Origin of the sequence: Flavobacterium sp. LHD-85 (assembly GCF_030929595.1) — a bacterium.
In the GTDB taxonomy this organism is placed as follows: domain Bacteria; phylum Bacteroidota; class Bacteroidia; order Flavobacteriales; family Flavobacteriaceae; genus Flavobacterium.
On record NZ_JAVFVR010000012.1, the window covers coordinates 25,755 to 44,330 of the forward strand.

Here is an 18,576-nt window from a genome sequence, read left to right on the forward strand (position 1 = left end):
CAAAGATAAATGAAAAATGGTATTTGATTACTATATTATTATAATATTATGTCCGCCTGCAGCTGCAATTTCCATACAACGTTTAATGCTTTCTTGTCCGCGAACATCTGAAAAATCATGCTCGGGGAAATCTAATGTTTTATAAAATTCTGCGCGTGTATCAATAACTGTAGGTTCTAAAGTTACATTTCCTTTAAAAAAATCAACTATTTCTTGAAGATTAGAAACCCCATACACATCTAAACCTGCTACAATAGCCGCTTCTTTTACATTCTGAATTGGAAGAAAAAATCCTTTATAACCTTCTTCTTTCGCTTTTATAGCAATTGGCAAAGCTCCGCGAATGGGTTGCAAACTTCCATCGAGAGAAAGTTCTCCCATAATAATATACTGTTCAATTTCTGGAGCTTTTATCTGATCTGAACCAACCAAAATTCCCATTGCTAATGTCAAATCGTATGAAGAACCTTCTTTTCGAAGGTCGGCTGGCGCCATATTGACTGTAATTTTCTTTCCGGGAAAATTAAATCCGTTATTTTTTAAAGCAGCGGCAATTCTAAAACTGCTTTCTTTTATAGCATTATCTGGAAGTCCAACCAAATGATAACCAATCCCTTTATCCATATGAACCTCAACTGTAATCGTTGTGGCCTCAACTCCAAAAACGGCACTTCCGTAAACTTTTACTAACATAAATTATCCTTTCATTAATTGTTTTTAAAACTAATGAAAAATAATTAATATGTAAATATTTTATTACAAAATAATAAAGTCCTAAAAAGGTAATTGGATTTGATTCTTTATTTCCTCCACTATCCTACTCAACTCCAAACTATTCTGGTGCGACCAAAGTTTACTTTCAATTTCATTATTCAAAATACACTTTTGACATTCTATTATTTCATGAGAATATCCTTTTCCTAAAGCTGGTAAAGTAAATGTTGCTTCCTTTTCTTCATTTATAAATAGAGAATAACCATCTGCAACAAACCACGGAGCATTTAATTCTACTCTACCTTTTGTTCCCGCAATAATGGCTTTCATATCAGATTCAGAAACTATTGAAGCATGCAAAATAGATTGAGCTGTTTCGTATTGCAAAATCATCGATGTCTGCAGATCGACATCATTTTTATGCTTGATTGCTTTTGCTACAATCTCTTTTGGTTTTCCTAATAATACATAAGACAGAAATAAAGGATAAACACCAATATCAAATAAAGCTCCTCCGCCCAGTTCTTTATCAAACAACCTTTTATTTTCTGTTTCACTTCCGTGAAAGGCAAAATCGGCTTTTATATAATTTACGTCTCCTATTATTCCGTTGCCAATTTTTTGAAGAAGATCTTGAACTGACGGGATAAATCTTGTCCAGAATGCCTCCATAAAAAATACATTATATTTTTTAGACGCTTCTATCATTCTTTGAGCATCTTTATAAGACAAAGACATTGGCTTTTCGCAAAGTACATGTTTCCCTTTTTCTAAAGCTTTTATAGATAATTCGGCGTGCGAATTATGAGGAGTTGCAATGTAAACAATCTCAACTTCTGAATCTTCAAAAAGCAAATCATAAGAATTGTATATTCTTGAAGCATTAAATTTCCCTCCAAATTCCTCAGCTTTAGCAAGATCTCTTGAGGCAACTGCTGTCAGTTCAGCATTTTCAATCAATAATAAATCTGATGCAAACTGACATGCAATGTTTCCCAATCCTACTATTCCCCATTTTATACTTCTATTTCCCATTCTTATATTATAATCATCAAAATTGTTAAAAAGATTAAAAAATTTCCATCACAACATGCAAGAGACGTTTTTTAAACAACAAATATCTATTATCCTACAAAAAATAGCAATCAATTACCCCAAAAATTATCAAAAATGACATTAAGTGAAAAAAAAATGTTGCCAAATTGTAAATTTTAAGTTTGTTTTAAGAAATTCATGCAAAATCATAGGGGTTAAATTTTAAATTTAACAAAAATTAAACATCAAACCCTATTTTTTTATGGGGTATTAAATCATTTTATACTTTTATAAAAAATTTAAAACTAAATAACTATGCGAAAAATTATTTTAAGTGTGATTCTTATCACGATTTTGGTCCTAACCTTTATTTCGAACTTTATCATTGCAGACAACCCAATTCCTGCAGAAGCGGTAAAGTTTGATACGGGAGATACTGCCTGGATGATCGTTGCAACTGCTTTTGTATTGTTAATGACACCAGGACTAGGATTTTTCTACGGAGGTATGGTAGGTAAGAAGAACGTAATTAGTACTATGCTTCAAAGTTTTATGGCAATGGTAATCGTTACAATTTTATGGGTTGTTGTTGCTTTTGGATTGGCTTTTGGTCCTACAATTGGAGGAATCATTGGAAATCCTTCTTCTAATTTATTCTTTGAAGGTGTTGGAACTAGCACTGCTTGGAGCCTTGCCCCAACGATTCCTTTTATGTTATTCGCATTATTTCAAGCAAAATTTGCCATCATTACACCTGCTTTAATTACAGGTGCTTTTGCAGAACGTATTCGTTTCTGGGCTTATTTGTTATTCATGGTTTTATTCATAATCCTTATATATGCTCCATTATGCCACATGACTTGGCATCCTGATGGATATTTCTTTAAAATGGGAGTTCTTGATTTTGCTGGAGGAACTGTAGTTCACATGAGCGCTGGATGGGCGGCATTGGCTGGAGCTATCTTCTTAGGAAAAAGAAAAGTTCAAAAAGTGAATCCTGCTAGAATTACTTATGTATTATTAGGAACTGGTTTACTTTGGTTCGGATGGTTTGGTTTCAATGCTGGATCTGCATTAGGAGCAAATGGTCTTGCTACTCAAGCTTTAGGAACAACTACTGTTGCTGCGGCAGCTGCTGCAATGGCTTGGGTTTTCCTTGATAAAATATTAGGACACAAATTATCTGCTCTTGGAGCTTGTATCGGAGCTGTTGTAGGTCTTGTTGCTATTACGCCTGCTGCTGGTTTCGTAAGTATTCCTCACGCCATCTTTATTGGTTTATTCTCTGCAATTGTAAGTAACATTGTAGTGAGCAAATTCCCTAAAGGAAAAATCGATGATGCTCTTGATGTATTTGCTTGTCACGGTGTTGGTGGTATGGTAGGTATGCTTTTAACTGGTGTTTTCGCTTCAAAAGCAATCAACCCTGCGGTTGGAGATAATCAAGGTTTAATCTTCGGAACTCCAACTTTATTCATCAACCAATTGACTGCTCTTGTTGTGGTTTCAATCTTTGCTTTTGTTGCTTCTTACGCTTTATTCTTCATCGTAAACAAAATTACTCCGCTAAGAGTTACAGAAGAAAAAGAAGAATTAGGATTAGACATCTCTCAACACGGAGAATTCTTATAAGAATAAATTCCCTTTCTCACATTACTTGATAAATAAAAAAGCACTCTAAATTTGACTTAGAGTGCTTTTTGCTTTGAATTAAATCCCCTTTATATTTTAGATTTTAGAATGTAGATTTTAGATTTTCTTATCTTGCTTCTACAATCTTTCTTCTATTCTCTTATTTAAAATTCGAAATTCCTTCTTTCAGCCAATGCAGATATTCTTCCGTACTCACGTAACTGATTGTTGGTTTTGTGCTGTTCAAATTATTCCCTTCTAAATCTGTAATTACATACAAAGGCTGCGTGTTTGTTTTATATTTAGAAATCATAAAATCGGTCCATTTATCTCCAACTGTAATGATTTTATCTCCTGCTTCAGTTGTAAACTGCTCTTCTTTAGGTAATTCGCGTTTATCATCAACGTAAAGCGAAATCAAAACCACATCATTTTTAAGAATTGGCAAAACTGAAGGATCCGACCAAACATTGTTTTCCATTTTTCTACAGTTCACGCAAGCATAACCAGTAAAATCAAGCATAATTGGCTTATTGATTTCTTTTGCATAAGCTAATCCATCTTCGTAATCATGGAAAACCATAATTCCGTGTGGCCCTAATTCAGCACCTTCTGGCATACCTTTTATAGATTCTGCAGAAACCGCTCCGTTTCCTGAACCTCCTCCTACTCCAAACGGACTTTCGCTATACTGCGGAGGCGGCGGAAATGCACTGATTAATTTTAAAGGAGCTCCCCAAAGCCCAGGAATTAAATACATTGTAAACACAAATGTCAATAATCCCAAATACAATCTTCCAACAGAAATATGATTTGTCGGACTATCGTGAGGCAATGTAATTTTTCCGAATAAATATAAAGTCAAAGCTCCGAAAATAGCAATCCAAATAGCGATAAATACTTCTCTTTCTAAGAAATGCAATTGCAAAACTAAATCTGCATTTGACAAGAATTTGAAAGCCAAAGCCAATTCTAAAAATCCTAAAACTACTTTCACCGTATTTAGCCATCCTCCAGATTTTGGCAAAGAGTTTAACCATCCTGGGAACATTGCAAATAACATAAACGGAAGCGCTAATGCTAAAGAGAATCCTAACATTCCAACAATTGGAGCAATTCCTCCATTTGAAGCTGCTTCAACCAATAAGGTTCCAACAATTGGCCCTGTACAAGAGAACGACACAATTGCTAAGGCTAAAGCCATGAACAATATTCCGATTAAACCGCCTTTATCTGCCTGCTGATCTGCTTTATTGGCCCATGAATTTGGCAGCATGATTTCGAAAGCACCCAAAAATGAAGTAGCAAAAATGATTAGAATAACAAAGAAAATTAAGTTAAACCAAACATCTGTAGATAAAGCATTTAACGCATCTGCACCAAATATCTTAGTTACAATAAGACCTAAAATCACATAAATTGCAATGATTGAAAATCCGTAAATAATGGCATTTCGAATTCCTTTTGCACGACTTTTACTTTGTTTGGTAAAGAAACTTACCGTCATCGGAATCATTGGGAAAACGCAAGGAGTCAACAACGCTGCAAATCCTGATAAAAAGGCAATAAAAAAGATTGACCACAAACTTCTTGCAGGAGCTGGCGCCGGGATTTCTTCTTTAGCCGTTTCTGCTGTTTTCTCTACTTTTTGCTGTACAGCTTCTTCCTTTTTAACGGTATCAACCGCCAAACCAGCAACTTTTGTTTCGTCCAATTTTGCCTCTGCTACAACTGGAACTTCATCCATTTTAAAAGTTGAAGGAACAGCAATCGAGAATTTCTTGCTCGAATTGATGCAAACTTCTTTACAAACCTGAAAATCAAAATCTACATCAACCGTTTTTAAGTTTGGGTTAATGATTTTTATTTCTTGTTCAATATGCGCTTTACCTTCAAAGAAAGTTTCATCTACACCAAAAACATCGTTAAAAGCTGTTCTTGTTTTACCTTCTTTTGCTTTTCCAACCAACTCGTAATTTCCTTTTTGGTTTTTAAACGAAATTTCCAAAGCAAGCGGACCGCCATCTGGCGTAAACTGAGAATACATATGCCAGTCTTTTTCGATCGTTCCATCAAAAATTAGAATAACTTTATCTCCTTTTTTTTCTATTTTAGAAGTCCATTTTACTGGTTCTAATATTTGAGCGTTACTTGCTAATGCAAAAAAGAAAAAGAGTAAAAAAGCAGTTATTTTATTCCAGATACTTTTCGAAGATATCGACTGATGGGCTTGAGTAAAGTTCATTATTGTAATTCTATTTTTAGTATTTTATTTGTGGGCTTTTCTATTTTAAAACGTTCGTCCTGTCTCATTCCGACTACCCAGACTATTTGATCGCCTGAGCATAAAATCCAAGTTTTTTCCTTTTCGATCAAGGATAGTTTTTCATCTTTAAAAAGTTTGCTTACTTTTTTCGATTTTCCATGCATTCCAAAAGGCTGAAAAACATCGCCTTCTTTCCATTTACGCAAAATCAAAGGATAGCGGATTTTATCAGAATCGACAAATATAACTTTATTTGAACCGAATGTTGTGTGACCTACGTTACAAAGACTCATTTTTAAGGGAAAATTAACTTCTGTATCGTTTTCAGTAATTTCATATTCGTCTTTTTCTGATGTTTCAAAAAACGGACTTAAAATGAGTGTTTCTCTATTTTTCAGCAATCTAAATTCCTCTGAAAGAACTTGTTTTCCAGATTGGCTTTCTATCAAATCATAAATATCATTCCAGGCAGAAAAACCAAATTCTTTCAGCCATTGATACAAATAAGATTTATAATTTGGCAGTTTTTTTAGCTTATTTAAATCGAAATGAATATCATCTCCTTCTTCTTTTGCCACCTGCTGATACACCATAATCGATGCATCTTCAACCATTTCTTTTGACTCGTGAAGAAAAGATTGCGTTTTCTGAAAAACATCTAAGAAATTCGGGTTGATTTCTTTTAAAACAGGAACCAAATTATGACGAATCTTATTTCTGAGATATTTTGTCGAAGCATTGCTGCTGTCTTCTCTCCATTCTATCTTATTTTCTTCTGCATATTTCAAAATTTCTTCTCTTGAAAAAGGAAGCAACGGACGAATAATTTTATCGTTTTGCTCAGGAATTCCGGTTAAGCCTTCTAGACCTGTTCCGCGAGTTAAGTTGATGATAAAAGTTTCCAGATTATCATCGGCATGATGTGCAGTTAGAATATAATCGAAGTTTTCTTCTTCCAACAATTCATAGAACCAACTGTAACGCAATTCTCTCGCCGCAACTTGCGTAGAGAGTTTATAATCTTTAGCAAAAGCTTCTGTATCAAAATGAGTGGTAAAAATCGGGATATTATTCTGATCGCAATAGTTCTGAATAAATTCCTGATCTCCAAAACTTTCTAGTCCGCGAAGTTGGAAATTGCAATGCAAAACCGCAATTTCATAAGGCAATTGATTCATTATATGCAGCAAAACCATACTGTCTAATCCACCACTTACAGCCAGGAAAAGTTTTTTTTCGGCTAAAAAGGGAAATCTTGAAACGATATGATTTTGAAATTTTGAAAACATCTGATAAAAGTAAAAAATTAAATTTGATCTATTTTTAAACGAAATGTTAAGCGTTGTTTTTTTCTGCCACGAATTACACGAATTTCCACGAATTATTTTTTTGCCACAGATTAAAAAGATTCTCACAGATTTTTTAATCATTTTAATCCCTTTAATCTGTGGCTATATTTTTTCTATCGAATTGAGGAAAAAAATTCGTGCAAATTCGTGCAATTCGTGGCAACATTTTTTACTGCAAAACTTCATGCATTGCTTTTGCCTTCAATAAACATTCTTCGTATTCTTTTTCTGGAATTGAAAGTGATGTTATGGCACTTCCAACTGAAAAAGAAACATATTTATTTTCCTGATTATATAAAATGCTTCTGATTACGACATTGAAATCAAAATTGCCTTCTGGAGTAAAATAACCAACCGCACCACTATATAAACCTCTTTTGGTTTCTTCTATTTTTTCGACGATTTCCATAACTGAAATTTTTGGTGCGCCAGTCATGCTCCCCATTGGAAATGTTGTTTTCAAAACATCTACTGCCGAATATTTAGGATCTAATTTTGAAGTGATCGTCGAAATCATCTGATGCACTTGGAGAAACGAATAAATTCCGCAAAGTTCTTCAACCTCAACCGAGCCTTTTTGCGATGTATGCGATAAATCATTTCGAACTAAATCGGTTATCATGATATTTTCAGCGCGTTCTTTGGCATCAGAGGCTAAAATATTTTTTGATTTTTCATCTTCAATCGGATCTGTAAAACGCTTAGAAGTTCCTTTGATTGGCTGCGAAATAATCTTATCTCCTACTTTTTTCAAATAGCGTTCTGGTGAAGCAGAAAGCAGATAGTGTTTGTAATTTTTAAAGAAAACCGAAAAAGGCGCTTGCGAAATTTCATTCAGTTTCTGAAATTTTTCTAACGGGTTTATAACGGCATTTTCAGCATAAAATTCCATACAGAAATTCGCTTCGTACATATCACCAATATGAATATGATGAAGCATTTGATTCACTTTTTCAACATATAATTCTTTCGAAATGCGCTGCTGCACTTCGACTCCGCTCAGTGTGACAAATGTTTCAGTTTGAACTTTTACGATTTCTTCATAGTCTTCTTGAAGCTCATCATCGCAAAGCATTAAATACTGAATTTCGAGTTCATTTCCTTTTAGTATAAAAACTTTTTTAGGCTGAAAGAAAAACAAATCGGGAAAATTTAAACCATCAAAATTATTGGATTGAAGGTTCTCGATATCGTTCTTTAAATCATAAGAAAGATATCCAAAAAGCCAGTCTTTTGTGTTTTGCTGATATTGTTTTAAATCTTCAAAAGCATTGTAATAGTCTGTTTTTAAAGAGGTAAAAGCATCTACTGCCAATATGCAGTCAAAACTTGAATACTGCTGCGGATAAGAATTACTGTCTAGAAAAACGACTTCGCGAAATTGCTGCGCCCAACTTAAAAGCTGTTCTTTAAACAGTTTAGGATTGGCAATATTTTTACGGATGGAAACTCTCAAAAATGGTAATTTTAAAGGTCAAAATTACGACAAAATTATTTCATTAGAAGAAAACAAAAAAATAATCAAAATGATTTGAATTACATCGCAAAACTGTTAAAAAGACATTCATTTTATAAGAAAAAATTCGTTATATTTGATATACAATTAGATTAATCTAAAAACAGTATTGATTTGATTATAGAATCCTTAAAAAAGAACCTCAAAAAAAATTAATTTATGATTCTTTTTTAGGCTTTTAGATTGCATTTCTTCCAATAACTTAATTAATTTTTTTAACCTTAAAAAATCCTAAGTATTATGAAAATTGCCACAATTATTGTCCGCGTTTTAATTGGCCTTTTGCTACTGTTCGCCTCTATCAGTTATTTTTTCCACCTAATGCCTGAGCCTGAAACTACAGGAAATTTTAAAGCATTTAATGTAGGTTTAATGGCTTCGACGTATTTAATGCCAATGGCAAAATCTATCGAGTTATTGTGTGGTATTGCATTTGTATCTGGGCGTTATGTAACTTTAGCAAACATTTTGATCTTACCGATTACGGTAAATATTTTGTTCATCAATTATTTCCTTACTCCAGATGGTCTGCCAATTGCAGCTCTTCTTTTTCTAGGAAACCTATTCTTGATTTACAGATACTGGGATAACTATAAAAGTGTTTTTACTGCATAAGCATTTTTCAAATCGAAATAAAAAAGTCCGTCAATATTATATCTGACGGACTTTTTATTTTTAATTTGCCTTATCGTGTTTTACCCAAACCAAATCGGTTACTTTATATCCAATTTCCTGAGCTTTGATAAGAAAATCTGCTTTTACACTTTCTGGAATTGTTTTTTCTCTAGAAAGTATCCACATATATTTTACGCTTTCTCCAGCCACAAGTGCGTATTTGTAATCAGGATCGATTGCAACGACATTGTAACCAGAATAAAAAGGACCAAAAAATGAGACTTTCAGCATACCAATATTGTCTTTTTTGACAAATCTAGCTTTCCCGACACTTTGTTCCCATTTGTCTTTTTTGACATTATAGCCCTTATTATTGACTTTTATTGTTTTATCTTCATTTAAAGAATACTCGGCAGTTACATTGTTCAGATCTCTTTCCCATTTGTAATCTAATCTGGCAATTTCATACCATTTTCCGAGATATTTTGCGCTGTCAAAGTTTGTTACAGCTTTTGCATTTTTGGGAATTCCGCCTCCGCAAGAATATAATGCGAGTCCAATTCCTGCTCCGATCAAAACCGGTACTACATATTTCGTTTTCATAATCCTATCTTTTTAATTATCATAAAGATAGCACCTGAAATACACATCTAATTTACAAAATTATTTTTGATTATTATATTATACAAAGCATAAAAAAACCGTCAGATCGCTCTGACGGTTTGTATATATGATTTAACGTAAAAATTATACGTGTAAAGCTCTATTTTCTGTCGCTGCTAATGCCGCTTCTTTTACCGCTTCCGCGAAAGTTGGATGCGCATGGCTCATTCTTGAAATATCTTCAGCAGAAGCTTTGAATTCCATTGCAGTAACTGCTTCAGCAATTAAATCTGCTGTACGAGCACCAATCATGTGAACTCCTAAAACCTCATCTGTTTTCTCATCAGCTAAGATTTTTACGAATCCGTCTAAGTCAGCACTTGCTCTTGCACGTCCTAACGCTTTGAATGGGAAACTTCCAGATTTGTATTTTACTCCAGCAGCTTTCAATTGCTCTTCAGTTTGACCAACTGCAGCAACTTCTGGCCAAGTGTATACTACACCAGGAATTAAATTATAATCGATATGTGGTTTTTGCCCAGCTAAGATTTCAGCAACCATTACTCCTTCTTCTTCCGCTTTGTGCGCTAACATTGCTCCACGAACAACGTCACCAATTGCATAGATATTTGGAGTACTAGTTTGCAAATGATCGTTTACTTCAACCTGTCCTCTATCTGAAATTTTTACTCCAGCTTTGTCAGCATTTAATCCGTCTGTGTAAGGACGACGCCCAACAGAAACTAATGAATAATCTCCTTCAAGAGTGATTGTTTCTCCTTTTGCATTTTCAGCCTGAACTACAACAGCGTCACCGTTTCTTTCAACTGATTTTACTTTGTGAGAAACATAGAATTTCATTCCTTGTTTTTTCAATACTTTAGTCAATTCTTTAGAAAGAGAACCATCCATTCCTGGAATAATTCTGTCCATGAATTCCACTACAGAAACCTGAGCTCCTAAACGAAGGTAAACTTGTCCAAGCTCGATTCCGATAACTCCACCACCAATAATTACTAAGTGTTTTGGAACTTCTTTTAAAGCCAAAGCTTCAGTAGAAGTGATGATTCTTTCTTTATCAATTTTGATGAATGGTAAAGAAGATGGTTTTGATCCTGTAGCAATTACAGTATATTTTGCTTCGATAGTTTCAGAAGTTCCGTCAGCTTTTGCAACAGCAATGTGAGTTGCGTCTACGAAAGAACCTAAACCATTGAAAACAGTAATTTTATTTTTATCCATTAGGTAGTTAATTCCACCTACAGTTTGATCTACAACAGCTTGTTTGCGCGCGATCATTTTCTCTAAATTGATTTTTACATCTCCAGAAACTTCAATTCCGTGATCTGCAAAATGAGCGATTTCTGAATAATGATGAGAAGAAGATAATAATGCTTTTGAAGGAATACAACCTACGTTAAGGCAAGTTCCGCCTAATGAATTATATTTTTCTACAATTGCAGTTTTGAAACCTAATTGTGCGCAACGAATTGCTGATACATATCCTCCAGGACCTGAACCTATAATGACTACGTCAAATGAACTCATAGTATTTTGTTTTTATTTTAGCGGTTACAAAATTAAGCAATAAAGTTCTGTTTGAGGTTTAATTTTCAATGTTTTTTGTGTGAAATTTTGGAGGAAGGTTTTCTGCCACGAAGGCTCTAAGACACAAAGTTTTTTTGTTTTTTGATCTCGCAAAGACGCAGAGTCGCAAAGTTTTTTTTTACAAACAATATTGAATGAATAGCGTCCAGCTTTAGCTGGATGGTAAATATTGTCAACACTAAAAGGGCTTTAGCCAAACTGTAGTAGATTTGGCTAAAGCCTCCTTTTAATTTCATCTAATACCTCCAGCTAAAGCTGGAGGCAATTCAATTAAATACTTTGCGACTCCGCGTCTTTGCGAGATTAAAAAACTTAGAACCTAAGCAGCTTCCTTAAGGTTTTCTATCAGGATTTCTCGAAGTATGAAATACAGAGTAAATAATTATTTCAGAGCCAATAATCTCATAAATGATAACAAAAGGAAATTTAACCAAAGTCATTTCTCTATAACCTGGCTGTTTTTTAATTTCATATAATTCTGGATTTGTCTTCAAAACCTTAAGATAAGATTTTAAATAAGTTAGAAATTGCTTTCCTAAACCTTTGTTTCTACTTTCGTAGAATTCAATAGATTCATCAATTTCTTTTTCCGCTAATGGTAAAATTTTGATTTTAAAAACCATATTTAGCATTCAGTCGTTGTTCAGCTTCTTCCCAAGTACTTACCTCAATTTCTCCTGACAAATATTTTTCTCTTTCTTCAGCGACTTTATTGTAATGCGAATCTGGAACGATTGACCCTTTTTCGTCCTGCTTGATGGCATCAAAAACACTTTCTAAAATTTCTAATTTAGAATCATCGTCAATGAATTTGCCAAAATCTTTTATAAGCTTACGTCTTAATTCTTTCGTTTCCATTTTGTTTGTATTTAAACTCAAATTTAAGTTTTTTTAGCTTTGAATTTTGTTAATGTTTTCCGTTTATGTATTTAACGTAATGTTAGACACACTGCAGTGCGTCTCTACAGAAAAACCTTTAGCCAAACTGACAAAGATTTGGCTAAAGCCCATTTGCGACTAAAACCTAATTCCTCCAGCTAAAACTGGAGGCAATTCAATTAAAACTTTGCGACTCCGCGTCTTTGCTTTGCGATATTAAAAAAAAAACTTAGAATCTCAGAACCTTAAAACCTTCGCATCTTAGAAAGAAATCACCGTAGAATTCTTCACTTCACTAATCATAAACATACTTTGGGTGCTTCCAATATGCTGTAGTGAAGTCAATTTTGTGACTAAAAACTCTCTATACGCTTCCATATCTTTTACCAAAACTTTCAGAATATAATCATAATCGCCACTTACGTGATGACATTCTAGAACTTCATTGAGTTTTATGACTTCGCTTTCAAATTTGGTTAGAAATTCTTTTGTGTGTTGAATCAGTTTTAAATGGCAAAAAACCACAAATCCTTTTTCAATTTTAGATTTATCGACTAAGGCTACATAGTTTTTTATTATGCCTTCGCGTTCTAACTTTTTAATTCGTTCGTAAACTGCTGTAACCGAAAGATCAAGTTTTAAGGATAATTCTTTGGTTGTTTTTTTACTATCGGTTTGAAGTAAAACCAGCAGTTTTTTATCTGTAGCGTCTAAAGTCATTTTTAGTTGATTGTTTTTGGTTGATTGTTGATGGTTATTAAAAAGAAAGAAAATCTATTCAACTGTGTTTTTTAAATCAAATTTAGATTAAAAATCACAACAAATACATTTTAATAGTTTTAAAATCTAATTTTATATTTTATAGTTGATTATTTTTCTTATTAAACCTTATTTTGGATAGAATTTCTTTTGAAAACGAGTGTCCTAGCCCTGATTGAAGTGGAAAGCCCGGAGTAAAAAAGGCATAAGTTTCTTGTTCTAAAAAAGCGACCAACGGAAGCTCTTTTTAGAACATTAGAAACTTTGCATTTTTTATGAGGACTTGAAACGGAAAGCAGGAAATAGCTCCTTATCCTTCGACTTCGCTCAGGATGACAATTGCAATTTTAGCAACTTGGAACAAATAAAAACTTGAAACTAACTATAATGAAAAACTTCAACCCAGCAGATAAAATTCAGGATTTGCAATATTTTGGTGAATTTGGCGGTGTGAATCCGTCGATTTCTGATTCTTCGACTTATACTTTTCTTTCAGCTAAAACCATGTTTGATACTTTTGAAGGCAACATGGAAGGCTGTTATTTATATTCGCGCCATTCATCGCCAAGTAATTTATATCTGGATCAGGCTTTGGCAGCTATGGAAGGAACGGAAACTGCAAATGTTTCGGCTTCGGGAATGGGAGCGATCACGCCTACTCTATTGCAATTGTGCGGTGCCGGCGATCATATCGTTTCGAGCCGAACTATTTATGGTGGAACTTATGCTTTCTTGAAAAACTTTACACCAAGATTCGGAATTGAAACAAGCTTTGTTGATATTACAAAATTGAATGTTGTTGAAGCTGCGATTACTCCTAAAACTAAAGTTCTGTATTGCGAAACGGTTAGTAATCCTCTTTTGGAAGTTGCCAATATTGCTGGCTTGGCTGAAATTGCCAAAAAGCACAATTTAAAATTGGTTGTCGATAATACTTTTTCTCCATTATCTGTTTCTCCTGCAAAATTGGGTGCTGATATTGTGATTCATAGTTTGACAAAATATATTAACGGAAGCAGTGATACGGTTGGAGGTGTGACTTGCGCTTCTAAGGAATTTATTAATTCATTGAAGAATGTAAATTCAGGTGCGAGCATGCTTTTAGGACCAACAATGGACAGCTTGCGTTCGGCAAGTGTGATGAAAAACCTTCGCACACTTCATATCAGAATCAAACAGCACAGCCATAATGCGCATTACTTAGCTGATCAATTTGAAAAAGACGGCTTAAAAACGGTTTATCCGGGATTAAAAAGCCACCCGAGTCATGAATTGTATAAAACGATGATTAATCCGGAATATGGTTTTGGCGGAATGCTGACAATTGACGTAGGTTCTCTGGAAAAAGCCAATGAATTAATGGAGTTAATGCAAGAACGAAATCTTGGATATCTGGCAGTAAGTTTAGGTTTTTATAAAACATTATTCAGCGCGCCTGGAACTTCAACTTCAAGTGAGATTCCGTTAGAAGAACAAAAAGAAATGGGATTAACAGATGGTTTGATTCGTTTTTCTATTGGTTTGGACAACGACATTCAACGTACTTACGAAATGATGAAAGCTTGTATGAAAGAGCTTGGAATCTTAAAAAAGGAAACATTACTCTATTAATAAATTTGCACATTTTTTTTAGATTGTTTTGAATCCGCTGGAGATCTTTCTCAAAGCGGATTTTTTTTGGAAGTTAAAAAGCCGTTCTGAATAATCCAGAACGGCTTTTTGCAATTTATCTTGGCTCGAAATGTCTAAATGACTGCCAGTATTTATCTTTATAGAGTTCGTAGCTTATTTCAAAAACACCGCTGTATTTTTTAATTAACTCGTCAGCAATTTTGGCAGGTTTTCGAAAGTCTTTGCAAGTAAAAAAGATTTCTCTTTTATTGTTGGCTGTTTCTCTTCCGATATTTAAATAACCTTCAGAATCTGGAAGACTATAGATAATTTCTTCCTCAATTTCCTCTAACAGCTTGTATGTTTTCTCATCAGGTAATCCACCATTATCGCAATCATCAAAAGGAATTCCTAGTATAAAAACCCAAGGATGAGATGCTTTTTGATCCCACTCAATAATTGTGGTATTAATTAGAGCCAAAACGATTGAACCATCTTGCTTTTTACCTTCAAAATTGGCATAACTGTCATTCTCTGTATTATGTCTGGTTCCTTCGTATTTCTCAACAAACTCTTTTTCTCTCCAAATTAAATAGTCCTTTAATTTTTCTATCGGAATTAATTCTTCAGAAACATTTTCTGGACCTGTAACAACCAAATTATCAATTAAAGTTACAGAATGCAATTCGCCTAAATAATTATCCAGAAAAATATAGACTCCGTTGGCTATATTAGATTTTTTCTCTTCAACAAAATGATCATAAACAATTACCAGATCTATTTCGTCAGGATAACTTTCATGAATGCGAGGATAAAATTTCAGATTTTCTTTACTGAACTCAAAATCCTGATAAGTAATACCTATATTGTTGATATCTGAAGCCGGCTTTAGGGCTGTAAATTTCCAACCGTCAATTTTAGGAGCATTAGCAACTAATTCTTCAATTGCATAAATATTTCTAATTGCCCCGTCTGGCGTTAAAACTAATTCGGCTGTCTGATCGTCAAACATTCCCGTAAGGAAATAAATTCCTTCGTGCACTTCATCCAGTTTTGGGGCAAGTTTATCAAAAAAATCTTGGTGTATATTTTCTCCGCTTTGAACAGTTTTAATAAACGCTTTTTCATTTGCTGAAAACCAATTCCAGAAATCATTATAAGATTGTATTGGAGCTTCTTTTTTGCCCAATATTTTATCTAGAAAACTCATGTATTACTAATTAAATTTAAAATTTCACTAGAAACAAACTTAAGGAAAAGCGCTTTTAAAACATAGGAATATTTCTATAAAATATCAAGAATGCAAAAAGCCGTTCTGAAGTACTCAGAACGGCTTTTATATATAATTTTCAACTTTTCTCAAATAAAATTTAACAAAATTCGAACCAAAAAGAGTGCATAGAAAATAACTAAAATAAACAAGAATATTCTAATAAATCTTTTTTTGTATGAAAGCACTTTATTCATAAAAAGTGCAATTACAGCAGCTATAAAAGCAAAAAGTAAAGGAAAAGAAATTACAATTCCGAACAAAACACTTACAATTAATCCAACACTATTAGCTTCACTATAACTACCATTTAAATTATAAGCTCCAGTTTTTTGTGTTTGGAAAATCAATCCAATTATATCTAATATTAACAGGACGACAAATATTGAGAATAGTTTTTTATTCGAGATATTTTTCAAATGATTTTAATATTAAGTGTAGAAATAAATGTCTAAGTCTTTAAAAAAAACTCTAAATAGTATTCAGCTTACTGTTTTTTCTACTGTATGTAAAGTAAATCAACAATCCAATAATTAACCAGATGGTGAAATAAATCCAGTTCCAAACACTTAATTCGGCCATCATATACAGACAGCAAATTAATCCTAAAAGCGGAATTAACGATAGATTTTTTCTGAATGCCCAAACCGCTAATCCAACTAAAACGAATAAGAAGATCCACATTGGGATTTTGTGTTTGAATAAACTAAATCCTGATTCATATTTCGCAGAATCTGCAATTGGAAGACCTTTTACTACCTCAGCATATTTTACTTCGTCTTCTTGATATTGTCCTAATAAATGTTCTAAATCTGAGGTTTCGGCAGTTTTATTGTTTACTTCGATACTTTCTAGGTATTTAAAAACCTGTTCTGATTCTGATTTATCTAAAGAAGTAACAATTGAAGTTGCATCGTAAATCTGTGGATCATTATTAATAAACGCCATTGTCGCTTTATTGTTGAAAGCAAAAGCATAATACAAGCCCGCAATCATTAATATTGGCATAATGAATTTTGAATTGATATAAGGCGTTTTGAATTTTCCTCTCGGAATTTCAGGTTTATTTTGTAAAACTAAAACTCCTGCACAAACTAATACAAAGGCAAATAAAGTTCCGATACTGCATAAATCGGTTACCATTGTAAGGTTTAAGAATAACGCTGGAATTGCTACTACAAATCCTGTTACGATTGTAGCGAAAGATGGTGTTTTAAATTTTGGGTGAACCGTAGAAAATTTCTTTGGAAGTAAACCGTCACGGCTCATACTCATCCAGATACGAGGCTGTCCCATTTGGAAAACCAATAAAACGCTCGCCATTGCCACTACTGCACTAACGGCAATAATTCCTGACATCCATTTTAAGTCTAATTTATCGAATACAAATGCAAGAGGATCTCCAACATTTAATTCGTGATATTTTACCATTCCCGTTAAAACCAAGGCGATAGCAATATAAAGAATTGTACAAATAATAATCGCCCACATCATTCCACGTGGTAAATCTCTTTGTGGATTTTTACACTCTTCGGCAGTTGTCGAAATCGCATCAAAACCAATGTAAGCAAAGAAAACGGCAGAAACTCCTTTTAAAACCCCGCTAACACCATTTGGCGCAAACGGATCCCAATTGGCTGTGTCTACATAGAAAACACCAACTGCAATTACTAAAAGAACCACGCAAAGTTTTACAACAACCATTAAATTACTTGCGTTTCGAGATTCTTTCATTCCTCTGTAAACCAAAGCCGTAATCAAAATAATAATGAATAAAGCAGGTATATCGGTCACAAAATGGAAAGATCCTATTGTTGGTGCTGTTGTCCAAGCCGTATGCGCTTGTTGTAAAGCAACACTTAAGTTTTCGAATGATTTTCCGCCTCTCATTAAGGCCTCAGCATCTTTAAATCCGTTTGAAGCAGTTAAGTAATCCATCTGAATCCATTGCGGCAAATGAATTCCGCCACTCTGGAGAAGTCCCGTAAAATAGTCACTCCACGATATGGCTACAGTTATATTTCCAACGGCATATTCCATGATTAAAGCCCAACCAATTATCCAGGCAATTAATTCTCCAAAAGCTACATACGAATACGTGTAAGCACTTCCAGAAACTGGAACCATAGAAGCAAATTCAGCGTAAGCAAAAGCAGCAAAACTACACGCCAAAGCTGTAAACAAGAATAAGAAAATTACAGCTGGACCACCATCTGCACTGGCTTTTCCGATGGTACTAAAAATTCCCGCTCCAACAATAGCCGCTATTCCAAAAGCCGTTAAATCCCTAGTTGTCAAATGTTTTCCCAAGGCATTATGACCATCTGTTTCGTTCTGTGCAACCTGCTTCAGAATATCCTGTACTGTTTTCTTTCGGAATAAACTTGAAAATGCCATATAATGTTTTGCTGTTATAAATTAATTTAATTCAGTTCTTTTTGTTTTATTTTGCAAATAATGCAAAAATTATCTTGATTTCAAATATATAAAACGATTTTGTTTTTACAGGTGTTTTTTTTCTGCCACGAAGACACTAAGTCGCAAAGTTTTTTTTCCGCCACGACTCGAGCGATAACGAACTGGCGACGCAATTCACGAATTTTCTCGAATTATTTTTTTTGCCACTCCTGATAGCTATCGGGATAAAAGATTAGCCCAGATTCTTTAAAATATTTATTTCATGCAGATTTTACAGATTAGAGCAGATCTAATTAGATTT

The 18,576-nt window shown here is 33.8% G+C and carries 14 protein-coding genes and 1 pseudogene; 3 read left to right on the forward strand and 12 right to left on the reverse strand.

Annotated features, from left to right (window positions below; all coding sequences use genetic code 11):
- Positions 1-33: 33 nt before the first annotated feature.
- Together RB618_RS18540 and RB618_RS18545 are read right to left on the reverse strand one after the other, a co-directional pair.
- A pseudogene (locus tag RB618_RS18540) lies at positions 34-693 on the reverse strand (magnesium chelatase domain-containing protein); the annotation flags it as partial.
- 81 nt (positions 694-774) lie between these two features.
- Positions 775-1,749 carry a Gfo/Idh/MocA family oxidoreductase gene (locus RB618_RS18545; RefSeq protein ID WP_308070127.1) on the reverse strand — a complete coding sequence of 325 codons (975 nt, stop codon included), beginning with the start codon at positions 1,747-1,749 and terminating at the stop codon, positions 775-777.
- Positions 1,750-2,064: 315 nt separating this feature from the next.
- Here RB618_RS18545 and RB618_RS18550 point away from each other — a divergent pair, with 315 nt between their 5' ends.
- On the forward strand, positions 2,065-3,381 hold the full coding sequence (locus tag RB618_RS18550; RefSeq protein ID WP_111377790.1) for an ammonium transporter: 1,317 nt from the start codon (positions 2,065-2,067) through the stop codon (positions 3,379-3,381).
- A 160-nt stretch (positions 3,382-3,541) separates the two neighbouring features.
- On the opposite strand, the gene RB618_RS18555 is transcribed toward RB618_RS18550, so the two are convergent.
- From RB618_RS18555 to RB618_RS18565, 3 genes are all read right to left on the reverse strand, one after another.
- On the reverse strand, positions 3,542-5,626 hold the full coding sequence (locus RB618_RS18555) for a cytochrome c biogenesis protein CcdA (RefSeq protein WP_308070128.1): 2,085 nt from the start codon (positions 5,624-5,626) through the stop codon (positions 3,542-3,544).
- A complete protein-coding gene (gene tilS, locus RB618_RS18560) occupies positions 5,626-6,936 on the reverse strand; it encodes a tRNA lysidine(34) synthetase TilS (RefSeq protein ID WP_308070129.1) in 1,311 nt (436 codons plus the stop codon). Before tilS ends, RB618_RS18555 begins: the two co-directional genes overlap by 1 nt.
- 229 nt (positions 6,937-7,165) lie before the next feature.
- The gene (locus RB618_RS18565) at positions 7,166-8,452 is read right to left on the reverse strand and encodes an anthranilate synthase component I family protein (RefSeq protein ID WP_308070130.1); all 1,287 of its coding nucleotides are present in this window, start codon (positions 8,450-8,452) and stop codon (positions 7,166-7,168) included.
- A 300-nt stretch (positions 8,453-8,752) separates the two neighbouring features.
- Between RB618_RS18565 and RB618_RS18570 the strand changes: the two genes are divergently transcribed.
- Entirely contained in the window at positions 8,753-9,127 is a 375-nt protein-coding gene (locus RB618_RS18570) for a DoxX family membrane protein (RefSeq protein WP_111377787.1), read from the forward strand.
- 60 nt (positions 9,128-9,187) lie between these two features.
- On the opposite strand, the gene RB618_RS18575 is transcribed toward RB618_RS18570, so the two are convergent.
- The 5 genes from RB618_RS18575 to RB618_RS18595 form a co-directional block, all read right to left on the reverse strand.
- Positions 9,188-9,730: a lipocalin family protein gene (locus tag RB618_RS18575; RefSeq protein ID WP_308070131.1), complete on the reverse strand. Its 543-nt coding sequence runs from the start codon at positions 9,728-9,730 to the stop codon at positions 9,188-9,190.
- Positions 9,731-9,874: 144 nt separating this feature from the next.
- Positions 9,875-11,278 (reverse strand): dihydrolipoyl dehydrogenase, encoded by a 1,404-nt coding sequence (lpdA, locus tag RB618_RS18580; protein WP_308070132.1) that lies wholly within the window; start codon positions 11,276-11,278, stop codon positions 9,875-9,877.
- Positions 11,279-11,670: 392 nt separating this feature from the next.
- Positions 11,671-11,961, reverse strand: coding sequence for a type II toxin-antitoxin system RelE/ParE family toxin (locus RB618_RS18585; protein ID WP_308070133.1), 291 nt, complete (start codon positions 11,959-11,961; stop codon positions 11,671-11,673).
- On the reverse strand, positions 11,951-12,196 hold the full coding sequence (locus tag RB618_RS18590; protein ID WP_308070134.1) for a hypothetical protein: 246 nt from the start codon (positions 12,194-12,196) through the stop codon (positions 11,951-11,953). Before RB618_RS18590 ends, RB618_RS18585 begins: the two co-directional genes overlap by 11 nt.
- Positions 12,197-12,478: 282 nt before the next feature.
- Entirely contained in the window at positions 12,479-12,937 is a 459-nt protein-coding gene (locus RB618_RS18595; protein WP_012024199.1) for an Lrp/AsnC family transcriptional regulator, read from the reverse strand.
- Between the two features lie 426 nt (positions 12,938-13,363).
- Between RB618_RS18595 and RB618_RS18600 the strand changes: the two genes are divergently transcribed.
- The gene (locus tag RB618_RS18600; protein ID WP_308070135.1) at positions 13,364-14,587 is read left to right on the forward strand and encodes an aminotransferase class I/II-fold pyridoxal phosphate-dependent enzyme; all 1,224 of its coding nucleotides are present in this window, start codon (positions 13,364-13,366) and stop codon (positions 14,585-14,587) included.
- A gap of 115 nt (positions 14,588-14,702) precedes the next feature.
- Here the strand turns inward: RB618_RS18600 and RB618_RS18605 are convergent, their stop codons facing one another.
- Both RB618_RS18605 and RB618_RS18610 read right to left on the reverse strand, forming a co-directional pair.
- Entirely contained in the window at positions 14,703-15,797 is a 1,095-nt protein-coding gene (locus tag RB618_RS18605; RefSeq protein ID WP_308070136.1) for a DUF695 domain-containing protein, read from the reverse strand.
- Positions 15,798-16,328: 531 nt separating this feature from the next.
- Positions 16,329-18,254: an amino acid permease gene (locus tag RB618_RS18610; RefSeq protein ID WP_308070137.1), complete on the reverse strand. Its 1,926-nt coding sequence runs from the start codon at positions 18,252-18,254 to the stop codon at positions 16,329-16,331.
- Positions 18,255-18,576 lie beyond the last annotated feature (322 nt).